This window comes from Sphingomonas phyllosphaerae, from assembly GCF_029623345.1.
In the GTDB taxonomy this organism is placed as follows: Bacteria; Pseudomonadota; Alphaproteobacteria; order Sphingomonadales; family Sphingomonadaceae; genus Sphingomonas; species Sphingomonas phyllosphaerae_C.
Genome location: NZ_JAPYKH010000003.1, coordinates 90,013 through 107,898, shown reverse-complemented (window position 1 = coordinate 107,898; position 17,886 = coordinate 90,013). Strand labels below are relative to the sequence as shown.

12 protein-coding genes are annotated in these 17,886 nt (G+C 71.5%); 2 read left to right on the top strand and 10 right to left on the bottom strand.

Annotation, left to right across the window (positions count from 1 at the left end; translation table 11 throughout):
* Positions 1–11 precede the first annotated feature (11 nt).
* On the top strand, positions 12–1,241 hold the full coding sequence (locus QBJ89_RS04060) for an outer membrane beta-barrel protein (protein ID WP_277979265.1): 1,230 nt from the start codon (positions 12–14) through the stop codon (positions 1,239–1,241).
* Here QBJ89_RS04060 and QBJ89_RS04055 read toward each other — a convergent pair.
* From QBJ89_RS04055 to QBJ89_RS04020, 8 genes are all read right to left on the bottom strand, one after another.
* Positions 1,137–2,303, bottom strand: coding sequence for a glycosyltransferase (locus QBJ89_RS04055; protein ID WP_277979264.1), 1,167 nt, complete (start codon positions 2,301–2,303; stop codon positions 1,137–1,139). The genes QBJ89_RS04060 and QBJ89_RS04055 overlap by 105 nt on opposite strands.
* 19 nt (positions 2,304–2,322) lie before the next feature.
* Positions 2,323–6,849 carry a beta strand repeat-containing protein gene (locus tag QBJ89_RS04050; protein WP_277979263.1) on the bottom strand — a complete coding sequence of 1,509 codons (4,527 nt, stop codon included), beginning with the start codon at positions 6,847–6,849 and terminating at the stop codon, positions 2,323–2,325.
* Positions 6,850–6,972: 123 nt separating this feature from the next.
* Positions 6,973–8,703, bottom strand: a complete 1,731-nt coding sequence (locus QBJ89_RS04045; protein WP_277979262.1) for a hypothetical protein — start codon at positions 8,701–8,703, stop codon at positions 6,973–6,975.
* A 1-nt stretch (position 8,704) separates the two neighbouring features.
* The gene (locus tag QBJ89_RS04040) at positions 8,705–9,964 is read right to left on the bottom strand and encodes an O-antigen ligase family protein (protein ID WP_277979261.1); all 1,260 of its coding nucleotides are present in this window, start codon (positions 9,962–9,964) and stop codon (positions 8,705–8,707) included.
* Between the two features lie 17 nt (positions 9,965–9,981).
* Entirely contained in the window at positions 9,982–11,103 is a 1,122-nt protein-coding gene (locus tag QBJ89_RS04035; protein ID WP_277979260.1) for an acyltransferase family protein, read from the bottom strand.
* 10 nt (positions 11,104–11,113) lie between these two features.
* Positions 11,114–12,139, bottom strand: coding sequence for an NAD-dependent epimerase/dehydratase family protein (locus QBJ89_RS04030; RefSeq protein WP_277979259.1), 1,026 nt, complete (start codon positions 12,137–12,139; stop codon positions 11,114–11,116).
* Positions 12,136–12,504 (bottom strand): EamA family transporter, encoded by a 369-nt coding sequence (locus tag QBJ89_RS04025; RefSeq protein ID WP_277979258.1) that lies wholly within the window; start codon positions 12,502–12,504, stop codon positions 12,136–12,138. Before QBJ89_RS04025 ends, QBJ89_RS04030 begins: the two co-directional genes overlap by 4 nt.
* Positions 12,501–13,982 (bottom strand): UbiA family prenyltransferase, encoded by a 1,482-nt coding sequence (locus QBJ89_RS04020; protein WP_277979257.1) that lies wholly within the window; start codon positions 13,980–13,982, stop codon positions 12,501–12,503. The genes QBJ89_RS04025 and QBJ89_RS04020 overlap by 4 nt, the downstream gene beginning before the upstream one ends.
* Positions 13,983–14,188: 206 nt before the next feature.
* Here QBJ89_RS04020 and QBJ89_RS04015 point away from each other — a divergent pair, with 206 nt between their 5' ends.
* Complete coding sequence (locus tag QBJ89_RS04015; protein WP_277979256.1) at positions 14,189–15,796, top strand: hypothetical protein; 1,608 nt, start codon at positions 14,189–14,191, stop codon at positions 15,794–15,796.
* Here the strand turns inward: QBJ89_RS04015 and QBJ89_RS04010 are convergent.
* Together QBJ89_RS04010 and QBJ89_RS04005 are read right to left on the bottom strand one after the other, a co-directional pair.
* Positions 15,763–16,908 (bottom strand): glycosyltransferase family 4 protein, encoded by a 1,146-nt coding sequence (locus QBJ89_RS04010; protein WP_277979255.1) that lies wholly within the window; start codon positions 16,906–16,908, stop codon positions 15,763–15,765. The genes QBJ89_RS04015 and QBJ89_RS04010 overlap by 34 nt on opposite strands.
* Positions 16,909–17,778, bottom strand: coding sequence for a hypothetical protein (locus QBJ89_RS04005; protein WP_277979254.1), 870 nt, complete (start codon positions 17,776–17,778; stop codon positions 16,909–16,911).
* Positions 17,779–17,886: the final 108 nt, after the last annotated feature.

Sequence of the window (17,886 nt, the reverse complement as noted above, 5' to 3'; positions counted from 1 at the left end):
GAAAGGCCGCCGTGTCGCTGAAGCTGCTGCGCTGCGTGCTGCTCACCGCGGGTGGGGTGCTATGCTGCGCCCAGTCGCCCGCCGACCCGCAGCGCTCCACCGCCATCGCCGACCTGCCCCGCCCCGGCTACGAGCCGCGCACGCTGACGCTCGGCGGGATCGTGGTGACGCCGCGGGTCGATCTCGGCGCGACCTACAATGACAATATCTTCGCGACCCGGACCGGCGAGATCGGCGACGTCGTGTTCAACCTCCAGCCCGCGCTGGAGGGCCGGCGCCAGACGACGAGCAGCGACCTGCGGCTCGCCGCCAACGCCAACCTCATCCGGTACGCGCGCTACGACCGCGAGAACGTCACCACCTTCCGCGGACTGGCCGACTGGCGCGGCGACGTCGCGCCGCGTCAGTCGATCCGGGCGCGCGCCTCGTTCGACCGCAGCTACCAGCGGCGCAGCGACCCAGAAGCGGACTTCGGCGCCGGCCGCCGGCCGACCTTGATCGATGTCGCCGAGGCCGGGCTCGACTATCGCTTTACGGGCGCGCGGCTCGGCATGCTCGCGAGCGCGACCGCGACCGACTACAACTTCCTCCCCGCCGCCGACGCCGACCGTGACCTCGCGGTCTACCGCGTCGCGCTGCGCGGCTCCTATGCGGTGAGCGGGCGCACCAGCGTGTATTTGCAGGGCTATGCGGTGCGGCGCGACGCGCGGCTGCGGGTCGATCGCTACGGGATCGACCGCGACGCCTCCACCGCGGGCGCGCTCGCCGGCGTTTCCTTCGACGTCAGCTCGCGCGTGCAGGGTGAGCTCGGGATCGGCGCCTTCCGCTCCGACCCGTCCGACCCGACGCTGCGCGCCTTCTCCGGGCTCGCCGCGAGCGGGCAGCTCACCTGGCAGCCACGCGTCCGCACCGCGATCACGCTGGACGCCTTCCGCGGCGACGTGGCGACTATTCGCGCCGGCGCGATCGGGCGGGTCGATACCCGGCTGAGCCTGGCGCTCGACCAAGAGTTGCGCCACGACGTCCTCGCGCGCGCCGCGGTCGGGATCCGCGACATCGCGTATCGCGGCGCGATCAATCGCGATCAGCGCTTCCGCTTCGCCGAGCTGGAAGGCACCTACCTGCTCAACCGTCACCTAGCCGTGCTGGGCAACGGCAGCTTCACCCGCCGCGACGCCGACCAGCCGATCGAGCGGTTCAGCCGCTGGACCGCGACGCTCGGGCTGCGGCTCACCTACTAACGCGCGCACGCCGAGCAGCGAGTCGATCAGCGCGCGCCACTCGGCGGTGATCACGGCAGGAGCGTAGCGCGCCGACGCCGCCCGCGCCGCGGCCCCGATCCGCTCGCGCAGCGCGGCGTCCGCCACCAAGGTCTCCAGCGCGGCGGCGAGCGCGGCGACGTCGCCGGCGGGGACGAGCAACCCGGTCTCACCGTGCGCGATCATCTCGTCCGGACCAAAGGCGCAGGCGAAGGCCGCCGCGGGGACGCCCGCCGCCATCGCCTCGCCGAGCACGTTGGGCATGCCCTCGTAGCGTGACGACAAGCCGAATACCCCCGCCTGGTCGAGCCAGCCGCCCGGTACCGTGCTGTTGCCCGGGAGCGACGCGCGCTCCCCGAGATCGAGCGCGGCGATGCGCGCCTCGAGCGCCGCCCGTTCAGGTCCCTCGCCCCATATCACCAGCGTCCAGTCGGGATGCGAGGGCGCGAGCCGAGCGAAGGCGTCGATCAGCAGGTCGAAGCCCTTCTGGCGGTCGAGCCGCCCGACGCCGACGATCGCTCTGCCCGGCCGGCGCTCGCGCAGGGGCGCCGCCATCGGATTGGCGATCACGCGCGCGCGGCGCCGCGCGCGCGCGTCGAGCAGGCTGAGGCTCGCGCGCGTCTGCATGACGATCGCGTCGGCGCGCGGCAGCAGCGCCCGCAGCATCATGCCCCAGCCGCGGCTCGCCGGCTGCGCGCGCGGGTTGTTGCGCTCGGACACGATCAGCCGGTGCCGCCGCCCGAGTGAGGCGAGCAGAGACACCACGTTGATCTTCGTGAGGAACGACACGACCACGTCGGGGCGGAGCTCGCCTAGCGTGCCGCGCAGCGCGGCGACGCGGCGCGCGACCAGCAGCGGCCCCGGCGCCGCCCCCGGCGGCAGCCCGAGCCGGACCAGCGGCACGCCGGCGGGGAATGGATGGAACACCGGGTCGGCGGGGCGGTCGAAGCTCACCACCGTCACCTCGTCGCCGCCACGCACCATCGCCGCCGCGATCAGGCTGACGACGCGCTCGGCCCCGCCGGCGCCCAGCCCGGCGAGCACGAAGACGATCGAACGCGGCTCAGATGATGTGGAAATCGGTCGCTCCCAGCACTGGCCTGGTCGACAGCAAAGCGATCTGCACCATCGCCGCTCCGCCGGCGCCATCAGCGTCATAGTAGAGCGCGCCGGTGGTCTGGTTGTAGACGAGATGCTGGTCGGCGGTGGTCGCGGCGCCACCGATCGCCAGCTCGGACGCGGCGATCGCGCCGGTGCGCCCGGCGAAGGCGGTGAAGACCGCGCCCGCGAGCACCAGCTTGTCCTCGCCCGCCACGAAGTCCTTGACCGTGTCGCGCTCGCTCGCGGCCCCGAGATAGTCGAACACGAAGCGGTCCGCGCCCGCGCCACCGATCAGCTCGTCGCTTCCCGCGCCGCCGACCAGCGTGTCCGCCCCCGCCCCGCCCTGGAGATAGTCGCCGCCGGCCTCGCCGTAGAGCGTGTCGTTGCCCTCCATGCCGATCAGCAGGTCGCCGCCCAGCCCGCCGCGGATGAGGTTGTCGCCCGCATTGCCGGTCATCGTGTTGGCGAAGTCGTTGCCGGTGGCGCCGAGGTTGGCGCTGCCCAGCATGGTGAGCTGCTCGACATTGGCCTCCAGCGTGAAGTCCACGCTGGTGTAGACCAGGTCGGTACCCTCACCATAATATTCGATCACGCGATCGCCCACGTCATCGACGTAGAAGGTGTCGGATCCGATCCCGCCGTACAGCAGGTCGGCGCCGCCGGCGCCGTCCAATATGTCGTTGTTGGCGTCGCCGTACAGCACGTCGGAGCTGGCGTTGCCGGTCAGCACGTCGTTGCCGCCGAGCCCGTGCATGGTCCACAGGTCGTTGGTCGGCGCGACGAAGGTGTTGGCGCTGTTGCTGCCGGTATAGCTCTTCGGCTCGGGCAGATTGTTGAGCGAGATCGTGAAGCTGGCGTCGAAGGTCGCGCCGGCCCCGTCGGTGACTCGCGCCTGGATCAGGTGCGAGGTGGCGGTCTCATAGTCGAGCAGCGCGCCGTTCGCGACCGTCACCGCGCCGGTCGTCGCGTCGACCGCGAAGCGCCCGCCGGCGTCGTCGAGCAGGCGGTAGCGCAGCGTCTCGTCGTGATCGACGTCATAGCCGCTGAGCGTGCCGACGATCGTCCCCGCCGCGGCATTCTCGTCGACGCGGGCGCGATCCAGCGTCAGCGCCGAGGGCGCGTCGTTGGCGCCGACGAAGGTGAGCGTGACCGAGGCGGTGGCGGTCGCCCCCGCGCGATCGGCGACGGTATAGTCGAAGTGATCCACCACCGTCTCGCCCGCGCGCAGCGCCTGATAGCTTGCCGGGGTCGCCACCTGGATCGTCGTGCCCGCGAGCGTCAGCGCCAGCCCGTTGGCGGTGGTGCCCGCGAGCGCGGCGAGGCGCAGCGTGTCGCCGGGATCGATGTCGCGGTCGTTGGCGAGCAGCGCGGCCGCGGCGATGCTCGTCGCGCCCTCGTCGATCGAGAGCTGGTCCGCCGCTGCCACCGGCGCGTCGTTGACGTTGGCGACCTGGACGTTGACCCGCCCGATCGCGGACTCACCCGCACTGTCGGCGATCGTGTAGGTCAGCAGCGCGGTGCCGGCGAAGTTGGCCAGCGGCGTGAAGACGACGTTGCCGTCGGCGTTGATCGCGGCGGTGCCGCCCGACAGCGCCGCCACCCCGGTCAGCGCGAAGGGCGCGCCGTTGGAATCGGTGTCGTTCGCCAGCAGCGCGGCGGCGGCGATGACCGTGGTCTGGTCCTCGGTGGCAGCGACCGTGTCGGCGCGCGCGATCAGCACCGGCGGCGTGCCCTGCGAGGCGAGCGGGTCGAACAGCCGGTACTTGACGCCGGTCGCCTGATCGTCGCCGCCCTGACCGCCGTAATCGGTCCAGCTCACCAGGAACCCGCCGTCGCCGGTGCCGGTGATCGCCGGATCGACCTGGCTGCCGAGCGTCTGATGATTGACCAGGAACTCGCCACCCACCGCGGAGCCGTCGCCGGCGAACACCTGTGCCTTGATCCCGGCGGTGCCGCCCTCGGCGCCGACGCCGCTGTAATCCGCCCAGCTGATCGCGAAATTGCCGCCGGCGAGCGCGGTGATGGTCGGCGCGAGCTGACCCGCGAGCGTCGTCGTGTTGGCCAGCGTCTCGCCGCCGATTCGACCGCCGGCGGCGTCGTACAGCTGAAAGCGGATGCCGAAATAATCGGCGTCGCCCCCGCGCGAGCTGTTGTCCGCCCAGGCGATCGCGAAGCCGCCGGTCGACAGCGCCGCCACCACGGGTGCCTGCTGCGAGCCCGCGGTCTCGGTGTTGACCAGGAACTCGCCGCCGATCTTGCCGCCGTCGCTGCCGAACAGCTGCGCCTTCACCGCATCCTTGCTGGCGTCGCCGCCCTGCAGGCTGCCGTCGCGCCACGTCACGACGAAGCCGCCACCCTGCAACCCGGTCACCGCCGACGAGTCCTGCGCGCCGTTGGTGGCGGTGTTGACGAGCAGCTCGCCGCCGACATGATTGCCCGCGGCATCGTACACCTGCGCCTTGACGCTGGTGGCGCTGGCGTCGCCGCCCTGCAGGCTCGCGTCCGTCCAGGACACGACAAAGCCGCCGTTGGCCAGCGCGGCGATCACCGGCGCCTTCTGCGCGTTGAGCGTGGCAGTGTTGACGAGCAGCTCGCCGCCGACCGCCGCGCCGCTCGCGTCGAACAGCTGCGCCTTGACCGAGCTGGCCGAGCCGTCGCTGCCGGCGTTGGCGTCGCTCCAGGTCACCGCGAAGCCGCCCGAGGCGAGCGCGGTCACCGCGGGCGCGTCCTGTGCGTTCAGCGTCTGGGCGTTGACGCGGAACTCGCCGCCGATCTTGCTGCCGTCCGCCGCGATCAGCTGCGCCTTGATCCCGAACGAGCTCGTGTCGCCCCCGACGCCGCTGCCATCGGTCCAGACGATCACCGAGCGGCCGTCGGCCAGGGTCGCCACCGCGGGGGCGAGCTGGCTCGCGGCAATATTGGTGTTGGCCAGCACCTCGGGCGCGCCGGAGTAGCGATATTCGTTGACCGCGTCGGTCAGCCCGAAGGTAAAGGTCTTGTCGAAGGTGTCGCCGAACGTGTCCGTGGCGCGCACCGTGATCGAGACGATTGGGTTGGTCTCATAGTCGAGTGCGAGGCTGTCCTCGACGATCAGCTTGTTGCCCTCGATCGCGAAGGCGCCGCCGGTCGAATCGTCCACCAGGCGATAGCTGTAGCTCGCGTTGAGCGCGCCCACGCCCGAGAAGACCGCGACGATGCTGTTCTCCACCTCGGTCTCGGAGAGCGCGTTGCGCGACACCTCGATGTCGGTGATCGCCGGCGTCGTCGGCGCGAACAGCCGCGCCTTGATCCCGCCGTCGACGTCCCCCGAGGCGGTGCTGTAGTCGGTCCAGCCGACCAGCAGCGCGCCCGAGGCGAGCACCGTCACCGCGGGCATCTCCTGGTTGCCGCTCACCACCTCGTTCGCCTGGAACTCGCCGCCCAGTTTCTGCCCGAGCGAGTCGAACAGCTGGGTCTTGATGCCGAAGCCGCTGGCGTCCGCGGCGATGTTGCTGTTGTCGCGCCAGCTCACCGCGAAGCCGCCGTCCGCGGTCGCCGCGATGCTCGGCTGGTCCTGCGCGTTGAAGGTGGTGGTGTTGACGCGGAACTCGCCCCCCGTCTTCGCCCCGGCGGCGTCGTAGATCTGGCCGCGCAGCCCCGAGGCGCTGGTGTCGTCCAGTCCGCTGCTGTCGCGCCACACGATCGCGAAGCCGCCGCCGGCGAGCGCGGTGATCACCGGCTGGTCCTGCGCGCCCAAGGTCGTGCTGTTGACGAGCAACTCGCCGCCCAGCTTCGCGCCGCTGCTGGAGAAAAGCTGCGCCTTGATCGAAGTGCCGCTCGCGTCGCCGCCCAGCCCGCTATAGTCGATCCAGGTCGACACGAACCCGCCCGAGGCCAGCCCGGCGAGCGCCGGTGCGACCTGGCTGCCCGTGATGGTGCTGTTGACCAGGAACTCGCCGCCGATCTTGGCCCCGTTGGCGGAGAACAGCTGCGCGCGCACGCCGCTGCCCTTGGCGTCGGGCGCGGTCGCGCTGGCATCGACCCAGCTGACGATGAAAGCCCCGCCCGCCAGCGCGGTGATCGTCGAGTCCGATTGGCCCGCGACCGTGGTGGTGTTGACGAGGAACTCGCCTCCGACGCGCGCGCCCGCGGTGTCGTAGATCTGCGCCTTGACCGAACCGCGGTCGGCGTCACCGCCGAGCCCGCTGGCGTCGCTCCACGTCACCACGAACCCGCCGGTCTTAAGCGCGGTGACGCTGGCGCGGTCCTGGTTGTTGCCGGTAGCGCTGTTGATGAGGAACTCGGCCCCGACCGCGACCCCGGCCGAGTCGAAGCGCTGCGCCTTGACGCTGGTACCCGACGAGTCGCCGCCGGTGCCGCTCAGGTCGGTCCAGATCGCGACGAAGCCGCCGTCCGCCAGCGCGGCGAAGGACAGGTCGGTCTGCACCCCGGTCCAAGTCGAGTTGACACGAAATTCGCTGCCTGCGCTCGTGAACGCGCCGTTCGCCATACGCCCCTCCCCCGAAAAGCGCCGTCCGCCCCCAGCATGACCGCTGACGAGAGATTAGGTCCGAAGCGGTATCGCGGTAAGTGGGGTATCGGGGCGTCTGATGGCTCCGAAGGAGTAGTCCGCCTAGCGGACCGTCACCAGCGCCGAGTCGATCGCGTCACCGCCGTACCGGCCGATACAGTCGATCTCATAAATGCGCGTCGCCTTGACCCTCACGACGCGCGCGCCCGTCCCGCCCGCGCCGGCGCCGTCGAGCTTGCACGAGCGGATGTTCTCGCCGCTCCACCGCAGCGTCACCGCGCCGCCGGTCGCCAGCTGCGCCGGGTCGGCGCTGAGGGCGATCGAGGGCAGCGGCCCCGGGTCCGCGATCGCGCGACCACAGGCCGGCCGCGGCACCAGCGACGGCTGCACCGCCACCGTCGAACGGTCTCCCGCGAGGTCGGAGAGATAGGCCTCCAATTTTGTATAGCCGTCGCCGCCGAACATGTTGCGATCATTCGGGTCGGTCGGTGAAAGGCCGTGCGCGATCTCCCAATCGTCCGCGATGCCGTCGCCATCGCGGTCCGCGGGCGCGGCCCCGCCGGTGAGCGCCGGCCAACCACCGACCTGCGCCGGGTCGTCGAGCACCGCGCCGCGGCACGTCACCAGCCCGGCGACGACGCGCGCGTCGGCGGAGTCGCGGCGCGGTCGCGTCGCCCCCACCCCGGCAGCGACGCGGCGGTAGGCCGTGCCGGCGTCGTCGATCTCGCCCGCGCTCATCGATAGCGTGCCGATCGGCACGGCCGACACATAGCGCCAGTCGCCGGGCTCGAGCACCAGCCGCTCGTCGCCGCGATCCTCCGGCCGGTGGATGTCGAGGTTGCTGCGCAGGTGGAGACGGAAGCGCGCCGGATAGTCGCGGAAGTAGTTGAACAGGTAGAGCTGCGTCGTCGCCTCGGACGAGGGGCCCATGATCGCGCTGTTGCCGATCGCGTTGACGTCAAGGTCGCCGAAGCGCGTGTACAGCTCGGCGTTGTAGCTCACCGAGTTGAAGATCACGTTGTCGATCATGTCGAACTGCCCGCGCAGGTTAACCAGCGGGTTGCGGCGGACGTTGCTGGCGATGAGATTGTGGTGGAACGTCACGGCGTGCGCGCCATAGCCGAAATAGGTGCCGCGGCTGTGCGGTCCGCGGTTGGCGCGGTTGAGCCCCTCGGCCAGGATCGACCATTGCACCGTCACGTTGCGGGTCTGCCCGCACCGTCCGGTCTCATGTCCGGCGCCGACGATGTTGATCCCTTCGTCGGTCGGCCAGGAGGTCGAGAGGTGATCCAGGATCACGTCGTGCGCGCCACCGCTGATCTGGATCGTGTCGACATTGTCAGACGCGCGCGGCGAGGCGCCGGGGCGCAGGCGGAAGTGACGCAGCACCACGTCGTGCGTGCGCACCAGCATGGGCGCGTTGGCCGAGGCGCCGTTGCGCAGCGCGATGCCGCCCGGCGAGGTCTGGCCGGCGATGGTGAGGAACGGCTGGGTCACCTTGATCCAGTCGCGCAGCACGATCGTACCGCTGACGCGGAAGACGCAGGTGCGCGCGCCGCTGGCCTCGGCGCAGTCCCGCAGCGAGCCCGGCCCCGAGTCGGCGAGCGTCGTCACCGCGATCACGCGCCCGCCGCGCCCGCCGCGCGCGTTTCGGCCGAAGCCCTGCGCGCCGGGAAAGGCAGGAAGCGCGTGCGGCGCATCACTGGTGTCACAATCGACCGGGAAGCTCTCCTCCGCCGCCGCGGGCACCGCGACCCCGCCCTCGATCGCGGGGAGCAGCAGCGCGCCGAGCAGCAGCAGCGCCGCGACCAGCAGGACTCGCATCCGCGTCATCTCACGCCTCGGCGCGGCGCGAGGCCAGCGCCGCCACCGCGCGCGGTATTCGCCGCACCGCGCCGCCGTGCGCCATCGCCAGCGACAGGATCACCGGCACCGACCAGAGCCGCGCGTACATGTGCGGGCTGGCGGCCGAGAAGATCAGGAAGGTCACCAGCACCGCCAGCACCAGCCCGGCGACGTCGCGCTCGCGCCGCAATGTCGACAATGCCACCATCACCAGCACCACCAGCATGCCGAGCCAGCCGAGCAGCGCGACCAGCCCGCCCTCGACCCACACCAGCAGGTACATATTGTGTACCGGCGCCTTCAGCTTGCTGATCACGCGATGCTGGTCGACGCCGACGCCGCTGAAGGGATGCTGCTCGATCATCGACCAGGCGTCGTCGATCAGCGCGACGCGGCCGGTGAAGGTGCCGGCCTCACTGATATCACCGTTCTCGATCGCGCCGGCGACGCGCTTGTTGAAGGTCTCGGGCAGCATCAACCCGGTCTGGCTCACCACCAGCGCGGCGGCGAACAGTCCGCCGACGACCCAGCGCGGCAGCCGGATGCCCGCGATCACGCCGAAGATCGCCAGCCCGATCGCCGCGCTGGAGAAAGCGGTGAAGGAGGCGGTCAGCAGCAGCGACACCAGCAGCACCGCAAAGGCGACCAGCATCGCCGCGGTGCGCAGCCGCCCGGCACGCCACAGGAAGAGGACGAAGGGCAAGGTCATCGCGATCGCGGCGCCGTTCCAATTGGCGTCGGTGGCGAACACGCCGAGCCGGCGGTTGCCCGAGAGAAAGTCGAGCCCCAACACCTTGCGCGCGACCTCGAACGAGGCCTGGAACGAGACGTAGATGAGGATGCCGAACGCCTCCATCGCCACCATCCCCGCCACCAGCGCGCGCGCCAGCGTGGTGGCGTAGGCGCGGCCATGTCCGGCGATCGCGAAGGGCAGCACCACCCAGGCGAAGGCATATTGCATCGCCACGATCAGCCAGCGCGACGGGTCGCGTGCGCCCAGCGAGGCGACCAGCAGCCCCGCCATCATCACCGTGAACGACATCAGCCACGCCGGCTGCAGCGCGCCGAACGGCTGCAGCGGCAGGCGGTGGCGCGAGGCGAGCAGGCCGAGGCCGAGCAGGAACAGCAGGTCGCTCAGCGTGAACATGATGTCGAGCGAGGGCCGCCACGACAGGTAGGAGGACAGCGCCACCGCCAGGATGATCGGCCGCGGCACCTCGGCGCCGGTCGCGGCCCGCGGCCGCGGCATCGGAAGCGCGACGGCGGTCACGCGCGCTGCGCCGTCATGGTGGCGTCGGTCGCGGGGTCACCGCGCGCGATCCGGTCGGCGCGGTAGATGCGCTGGCGGAAGAAGCGCTCGTAGGGCCAGCGCTCGAGCCAGAGATGGACGACATGGCTCGCCACCAGCGACCCGACCGCGACCAACAGCGCGAAGGGCAGCATCGAGTGGAGCAGGTCGTCGGTGAACAGACCATGGCGAACGAACAGCTTGCGCAGCGCGAGATAGATGTAAGGATGGACCAGGTACAGGCTGTAGCTGATCGTGCCGAGATAGGCGAAGACGCGGTTGCCGAGCAGCCGCTCGGTCCAGCTCCCCGGCGCCACCGCGCAGTAGAAATAGGTGGCGGTCGACAGGATCAGCGGCACCACGACGGGGTCGCGGAAATCGCGCCACCAATATTCGTAATGCGCGCGGCTCGCCAGCGCGGTCATGCCGGCGAAGGCGAGCAGCTCGACCCAGCCAGTCGCGCGACTGCCGTCGGGATAGCGCCAGCGCAGCAGCCGGATCGCGACACCGGCAACGAAGTAAAGCGCGATCGGAAAGGCCAGCACGAAGGCCAGCGCCGCCGCGATCGCCAGTGTCCCCGTCAGCCGGTCGCGCCGTTTCACCGCCAAGGTCACCACCGCGCAGGTGAGCGCGTAGAACATCACCTCGTAGCTCAGGCTCCACGCGTTGGGGGTGAGCTGGTCGGTGCCGGTGAAGAGGTTGGTGAAGGTGAAGCCCGAGACGACCGCCAGCGGCGTGTTGATCTTGGGATAGGCGTCGGTCACCGCGTTGAGCGCGACGAACAGCACGGACAGTATTGCAAAGAGCGGGTACAACCGCAGCCCGCGCCGCAGCGCGAACTCGCCGGGGGCGTAGCGCAGCGCGCTCGGCAGGATGACGAAGCCACTGATGACGAAGAACAGCATCACCCCGAAGGTCGCGAGATGCCAGGGCGCGCGGGTGAGCGCGACATAGGCCGCATTGTCGGCATAGACGTGGCGCGCCGGGCCGCCGATGATATGCGCGAACACCACCATCGCCGAGGCCAGCCCGCGCAGCCCGTGCGCGGCGACGACATGCTCGCCGCGTGCTCCTTTACCCACCACCGACGCCGACTTCACGCGCGCGCTCCTAGCTGACACCGCGGCGCGGCGCGGCGAGCGACACCGTCGGGGCGTCGTGCGCGCGCGCGGGCTGCGAGCGGAAATGATGATAGGCGTCGAACAGGATGTCGGCGTCGCGCCGGCTCGGGGACCAGTCGAGCGCCGCGCGGGTCGCCTCGGTGTCGAGCACATAGTCCGCGTCGGCGATCGCGAACTGCTCGGGGTAGAGCAGCGGGACGCCGACCCGATCCATTGTCGCCAGCGTGCGCTGCACCAGCCTCGCCGGCGTCGGCAGCACGACGGAGCGCGAACCCGCGCGCGCGATCAGCGAGCGCAGCAGCTCGCGCACCGTCGGCGGCCCGCTCGAGCCGAGGTTGAACGGCCCGGGCGGCAACCCGCGGTCGGCGGCGCGGATCAGGGCGATGACGCAATCCTCCACCGCGATCATCTGGTAGCGGTTGCGCCCGCTCCCGATCATCGGCACCGGCAGCCCCAGCGCGATCAGCCGGAACAGCTTGGCGAGGATGCCGAGCCGCCCCGCCCCAGCGATCAGGCGCGGGCGGAAGACGGTGGCGCGCAGCCCGAACTCGTCCGCCGCGGCGGCGATCAGCCGCTCAGCCCCCACCTTGCTGCGGCCATAGGGCCCGATCGGCACCTGCTGGTGCGTCGGCGACACCGGCGTATGGACCGGCACGCCATAGGTCATGTCGGTCGAGACGAAGAGCAGCTGGCGCGTTCCGGCCGCGCGCATCGCCGCCAGCAGCGCGCGCGTGCCCTCGACGTTCACCGCGGCGAACCAGCCGTCGCGATCACGCCGCGGTACCGCGCCGTGGAACTGGCGCGCCGCGAGATGGTGCACGACGTCGTCGCGGCCGAGCCGGAGCCGCGCAAGGTCGGCGGCACTGGCGACGTCGCCGAGCACCACCTCGTCGATCGCGGTACGCGGCGCGACCTGGTCGAATACCGTGACCCGCTCGCCCCGCGCCGCGAGTGCGGCGACGAGCCGCTCGCCGAGGAAGCCCGCGCCGCCGGTGATGACGTGGCGGCGGGTCACGCCGTCTTCCCCACGACGAGCACGCCGAGGCAGATCAGCGCGATCCCGGCCGCCCGCGCCGGCCCGACGGTCTCGCTCAGAAAGAGCACGCCCAGCACCGCGGCGAGAACATAGCCCATCGACAGCATCGGATAGGCGACGCTCACCTGGGTCCGGCTCAGCACCACCAGCCACAGGCCGATGCTGGCGACGTAGCAGGCCATGCCTGCCCACAGCCACGGATTGCCGACCAGGCTGGTACCGAGCGCGATCGGCTCGGAGAGAGCGGGGAGCGCGCGGAAGGTCATCGCCTTGCGCAGCGCGACCTGGGCGAGCGCATTGAGCGAGACGCTGACGACGATGAGAGCGAACAGCGCCAGCGTCACGCCACTCGTCCCCCCACCGCGGCGAGCCACAGCCCCGCCACCGCGCCGGCGTGCCACCAGCTCACCTGGTCGCGCAGCGCGAAAATTACCGGGTCGTCGTCGAGCACGCCGCGGTGCGCCAGCAGCCACACGCGCATGACCCAGAGGCAGAGCACCGCCGGGATCACGTACAGCGCGCCATCGAGCACGTAGAGCCCGCTCGGCATCGCGTCGACCGACATGTACATCACCATCACCAGCACCGAGACGATCCCCGCGGCGACGCCGAGCGCGAGCGTCAGCGGCTCGTCGCCCGGGAGATAGCCGCGGCCGTGCACCGGCCTGCCGCTGCGCGCCGCCTGGACCAGCTCGGCCGAGCGCTTGGCCAGCGCGAGCGAAAGGAACAGCGTCGCGGTGAAGGTCGCCAGCCACAGCGACACCGGGTGACCGATCACCACCATGCCGGCGACGACCCGTAGCGTGAACAGCGCGGCGATCGCGCCGACGTCGACGAGCGGCTCGCGCTTGAGCCGGAAGGAATAGAGTAAGGTCAGCACGGCATAGCAGGACAGCGTCGCCCCGAAGGCGGGCGCGAGCAGCCAGCCGCCGATCAGCCCGGCGCCCAGCAGCCCCGCCGCGAGCGGCACCGCGGTGGCGAGCGGGATCAGGCCGGCGGCGAGCGCCCGGTACCGCTTGCTCGGGTGGCGACGATCCGCCGAAAGATCGGCGAGGTCGTTGATCAGATAGGTTGCCGACGCCACCACGCCGAATAGCACGAAAGCCGCGAGCGCCTCGAGCAGCAGCGCGGGCGCGAGGAACTCGTGGCTCAGCACGATCGGCGCGAGCACCAGCAGGTTCTTGCTCCACTGGTGGAGCCGAAGCGCCTTCACCCAGTCGCGCGCGCGGACGGCGCGGCGCGGCAGCAGCTCGGGTAGGATCCGTTCATGCGCGAGCCGCCTCGCCACCCCGCGCCGATCCCCCGCCAACAGCGCGGTCTCGGCGCAGCGCCACACGGGCACGTCGGCGAGGCTGTCGCCGACATAGTCGAAGCCGCCGGGAAAGCGCCGCGCAAGCGCCTCGGCCTTGGCTTCTGCCTTGAGGTTGGCCGTGCCGTCGCTGCCGGTCGCGCTGTCGAACAGCCCGGTCGCGGCCGCGACGCCGTCCGCGATGAGCTGGTCGGCCGCGGTGACGAGATGGACCTCGCCGCCGGACGCGCGCCGACGCGCGATCACCGCGACCACCGCCGGATCGAGCGGCAGCGCCTCGCAGTCGAGCCCGGCGTGGAGCATCGCGGCACGCTTGAAGGCGGCGCGGCCCTGCCCCAGCGCGCCCACCACCGCCGGCATCCGCCCGGGATAGCGGAAGGCGAGCGTGACCAGGCACTCGTGCAGCGTGTCGGTTCGCACCAGGCTGTGGTCGAGATCGACGACGAGCGGGCGGGATCGTGCCGGGGCGTCGCCCCGCACCTCCGCCATCGCCAGAGTCGTCCCGTCGTCCATCGGCTGCCCCCAACCCTTCGTCCCCGCCGCGAGGATGCGAGATCGCGCCGGCGAAGTCGCACGGTCAGGCGGGTAAAGCCCGGCGCAACCGGACTAATGCGATCGACGCCGGCTACCCCCAATGATCGCGCCCCCGCTCCGCCCGCGCGCTTCGTCCCGCGGCGACATCCGATACGATCCCGGCGAACACGGGTCGGGGGTGATGAATGGCGAGTGTGGCTGCGACGGTGGTACCGGCGCGCGCGGGCGGGGCGACGCGATCGCGTGCGCTGCCCGCGGCGATGGTGGCGATCGGGCTGGCGTTGGTCGGGCTGTTCGGCCGGCTGATGACCTATCCGCTGCGCCACGACGAGCAGATGTACCTGCCGGTCGCCACCATGCTGGCGCGCGGCCGGCTCTACGACGATTACGGCTTCAACAACCTGCCCAATCTGCCGCTGCTGATGCACGCGGTGCTGCGCGTGACAGGAGCGGAGCAGGTGCTGCTCGCCGGGCGGCTGACGATCTTCGCCGGCTGGCTGGTGGCGGCGACGGCGATGCTCCTGCTGGTGCGGCGGCTCACCCGCTCCTGGCCGCTCGGGGCGCTGGCCACGCTGCTGCTGCTGACCCATCCGCTGCTGCTCGGCCCGGCGGGGATGCTGGTGACCAACAACTTCCTGCCGCTCGCCGTCGTGCTGATGGCGACCTACCTCATGATCGCCGGCGCCGACCGCGACGTCCCCGCGCCACTGCTGGTGGCAGCGAGCGGGCTGTGCCTCGGGGTCGCCGCGGGCTTCAAGGCCAATTACGTCTTCGCGCTGCCGCCGTTCGCGCTCGCCGCGCTGCTGGCGCCGGCGCGGCTGCCGGCCGCGACGCGGCTACGGCGGGTGACCCTGCCCTTCGTCGCGGGCGGGATCGTCGGCGCGCTGCCGCCGCTGATCTACCTGGCAAGCGACCCCAGCGGCTTCGTCACGCACGTGCTCGGTTATCACAGTGGGCCTCATGTTGCTTACTGGACCGCCAACGCCGACCTCGACGGCGCCAAGATTCTCGACCTGCCGGGCAAGCTCGTGCTCGCCGCCAAGGTATGGCTGATCTCACCCGCCGGACTGATCGCCGCCGCCCTACTGCTCGCGGCGACTTCGGCGTGGCGGCTGCGCGGCTACGGCGCGGCACGGGTGCGCTGGCCGCATCGACTGATCGTCGCGCTGCTGCTGGGGGGAGTACTTGTGTCCTTCGTGCCCAGCCCCGCCTTCCCGCAATATTACGCACCCCCGGTCCCCTTCGCGATCGTGCTGGCGGTGACGCTGGCGGGGCGCATCAAGGGTCGCGCGCGCGCCGCCGCGCTACTGCTGCTGCTCGGCGCGCTGCTGCTGTCGGCGCCGCGGCTGGCGCTCGGCTGGCCCGACGCGGTGCGCAGCGCGCGCTGGACCGGCATCGTGACGCACGACCAGGGGCAGCGCCTCGCCGCCCTGCTCCGCGCCGAACGCCGCGGCAACACGATCGCGACGCTGGCGCCGCTCTACGCGATCGAGGGCGGGTTGACGGTGCCGGCGGCGCTCGCCACTGGGCCGCTGGTGTACCGGGTCGGCGATTTCGTGCCGCTGCGGCAGCGCCGCCACTACGCTCATTGGGTATCGCCGACCACCATCGACGAGCTACTCGCCGCGTCGCCGCCGGCGGCGGTGCTGGTCGGCTTCGAGGGAAAGCTGGACGGGCCACTCGCGTCGTTCGCGCGGTCGCGCCGGTATCGCCGGGTCGTACTGCCGTGGCTTCACGATCGTTACGGCAGCGGCACGCTCTACCTGGCGCCGACGGCTAGCATTTCGTCGTAGACCGCCATGATCGCGTCGGCGTGCGCCTGCTCCCCGAAGCGCGCGCGCGCGTCGGCCGCGGCGTCGTGTGCGATCCGTGCGGCGAGGGCCGCATCGCCCAGCACGCGCGCGCAGCCGTCGGCGAGCGCGTCGGCGTCCTCGGCCGACACCAACAGTCCGGTGCGCTCGTGTGCGATCGCCTCGACGTTGCCGCCCGAGCGGGTCGCCACCACCGGCGTGCCGACCAGCATCGCCTCCACCAGGGTGCGGCCGAACGGCTCGTCGACCGCGGGGACCATCAGCACGTCACTCGCCGCCAGCCAATAGCCGCCCGGGGTACGATGACCGAGTAGGTGGATCCGGTCGGCCACGCCCGCCGCCGCGGCGCGCGCGCGCACCCGCTCGTCCATGCCGTCGAGCGCTTCGCCGAACATCACGCCGGCGATGTCGAGCTCGGGCCGGCGCGCGTGGAGCGCTGCGATCGCGTCGACGAACAGCAGCGGGCGCTTCCGCTCGATCATCACCCCGGCATAAGCGATGTAATGCGTGCCCCCGCCGCGCGGGATCAGCGCGGCCAGGGCGGCGCGCGCCTCGGCGCGGTCGTGGTGCATGTCATGGTCAAACGGGCTGCGGATGACGCGCGTGCGCGCCGCGGCGGAGTAGCGCCCGGGCTTCGGCGCGGAGAAGGACGAGACCGACACGACGCGGTCTGCGAGCAACGGCGCCACCACACGCAGCCCCATCGCGTCCGGCGCCCCGCGGTGATGCCACAGCAGCCGCGCGCGCGCGAGCTTGGCGGCGAGCCCCCAGGTCGCGTGGCTGCGACCGTCGTTGCTGTGGACGATGCCGATCCCGCGCGCGCGCAGAAAGTCGCGCAGCCGCAGCGAGGTGGCGACCAGGCGCGCCGCCCCCGCGGGGGAGACGGCGCGGCCGTGCACCATCGCGGGTGACAGCGGCGCAGGCTCGGTCGCGATCCCGGCCTCGGCGAAGAAGCGCGCCATCGCGCCGTCGGGATGCTGCAACAGCACCAACGGTGTGTAACGCGCGCGATCGAGGCGACGGATCAACCCGGCGGCGGAGACATGGCTGCCGCCGATCAGGTCACCGACGAACGGGAAACAGACCGTCGTCACTCACTTGTCCCAGGCGGGCAGCGGTGCCTCCAGCGCGAGCCACTCGGCCTCGGCGCCGCCGTTAAAGCGATCGGCGATCTCGAGCCGTGCGCCGTCATCGGACACGCGGAACAGCGTCGCGACGTGGCGCCGCTTGAGCGTCCGCGCCAGCAGCAGCCACGCACCCGGGCCGGCGAGATAGCTCACCGTATGCGCGATGCCGAGGCGCAGCTGCTCGACGCTGAAATAGCCCGGGTGGAGCAGGTTGGCGACGCGCACCAGGTCGAAGCGGCGGTGGTAGGCCGCCGTCGGCGCGAAGATGTCGTTGCACTCGATCGTCACGCGCGGGCGTTCGGCCAACCGTGGGCTGACTAACCGCACCGCGCTGGCGCCGGAGGCGCCCGCCGCGACCAGCCGGCGTGCGCGCCCGCCCAGCGTGGCGTTGAGCGCGCTCCGCACCCCGCGCATCCCGGTGTAGCGATCGGCGCGGCGGAACCAGGGGCGCACCGGCAGGCCGAACAGATCGTGCTGGATCGGCGCGCCGCCGTCGTCGAGTAGCGTCCGGACGCCCGGCAGCACGCGGACGAGATGCCCGCTGACCGACCGGTCGGTTCCCGTCACCCGCGCGTCGATGCCCGCCTCGCGCAGCCGGTCGTAGAGCGCCAGCGTCGTCGTGCCGGAGGAGACACCAATGTCGAGCACCTCGCGAATCGGTCGGGCCGATTGCCGCAGCAGCGCGATGCAGGCGGCGTCGAGATCGGCGAAGCGATCGTGCGCCGTCGTCTTGTACGTGGCATTGCTGGTGCGCAGCTCGTTGAAGAAGCTGTCCTCCTGCGCGGGCCAGATCTCCTTTGGATCGGCCGCGAAGAAGCGCGCTGCGGTCATCGACATGTTTCATCCCCCCGGTCGCCGGGATCCTAGCGCAGCCGTCATCGCGACCGGACGGCGATTCGGGATTACGCCCGCGGGACGCCGCCGCGACCGCCCGCTTGCGCTAGA

Coding starts and splice junctions, on each gene's coding strand:
- QBJ89_RS04050 (WP_277979263.1), bottom strand. CDS start 6,849: ATGGCGAACGGCGCGTTCACGAGCGCAGGCAGCGAATTTCGTGTCAAC.
- QBJ89_RS04045 (WP_277979262.1), bottom strand. CDS start 8,703: ATGACGCGGATGCGAGTCCTGCTGGTCGCGGCGCTGCTGCTGCTCGGC.
- QBJ89_RS04040 (WP_277979261.1), bottom strand. CDS start 9,964: ATGCCGCGGCCGCGGGCCGCGACCGGCGCCGAGGTGCCGCGGCCGATC.
- QBJ89_RS04020 (WP_277979257.1), bottom strand. CDS start 13,982: ATGGACGACGGGACGACTCTGGCGATGGCGGAGGTGCGGGGCGACGCC.
- QBJ89_RS04015 (WP_277979256.1), top strand. CDS start 14,189: ATGGCGAGTGTGGCTGCGACGGTGGTACCGGCGCGCGCGGGCGGGGCG.
- QBJ89_RS04005 (WP_277979254.1), bottom strand. CDS start 17,778: ATGTCGATGACCGCAGCGCGCTTCTTCGCGGCCGATCCAAAGGAGATC.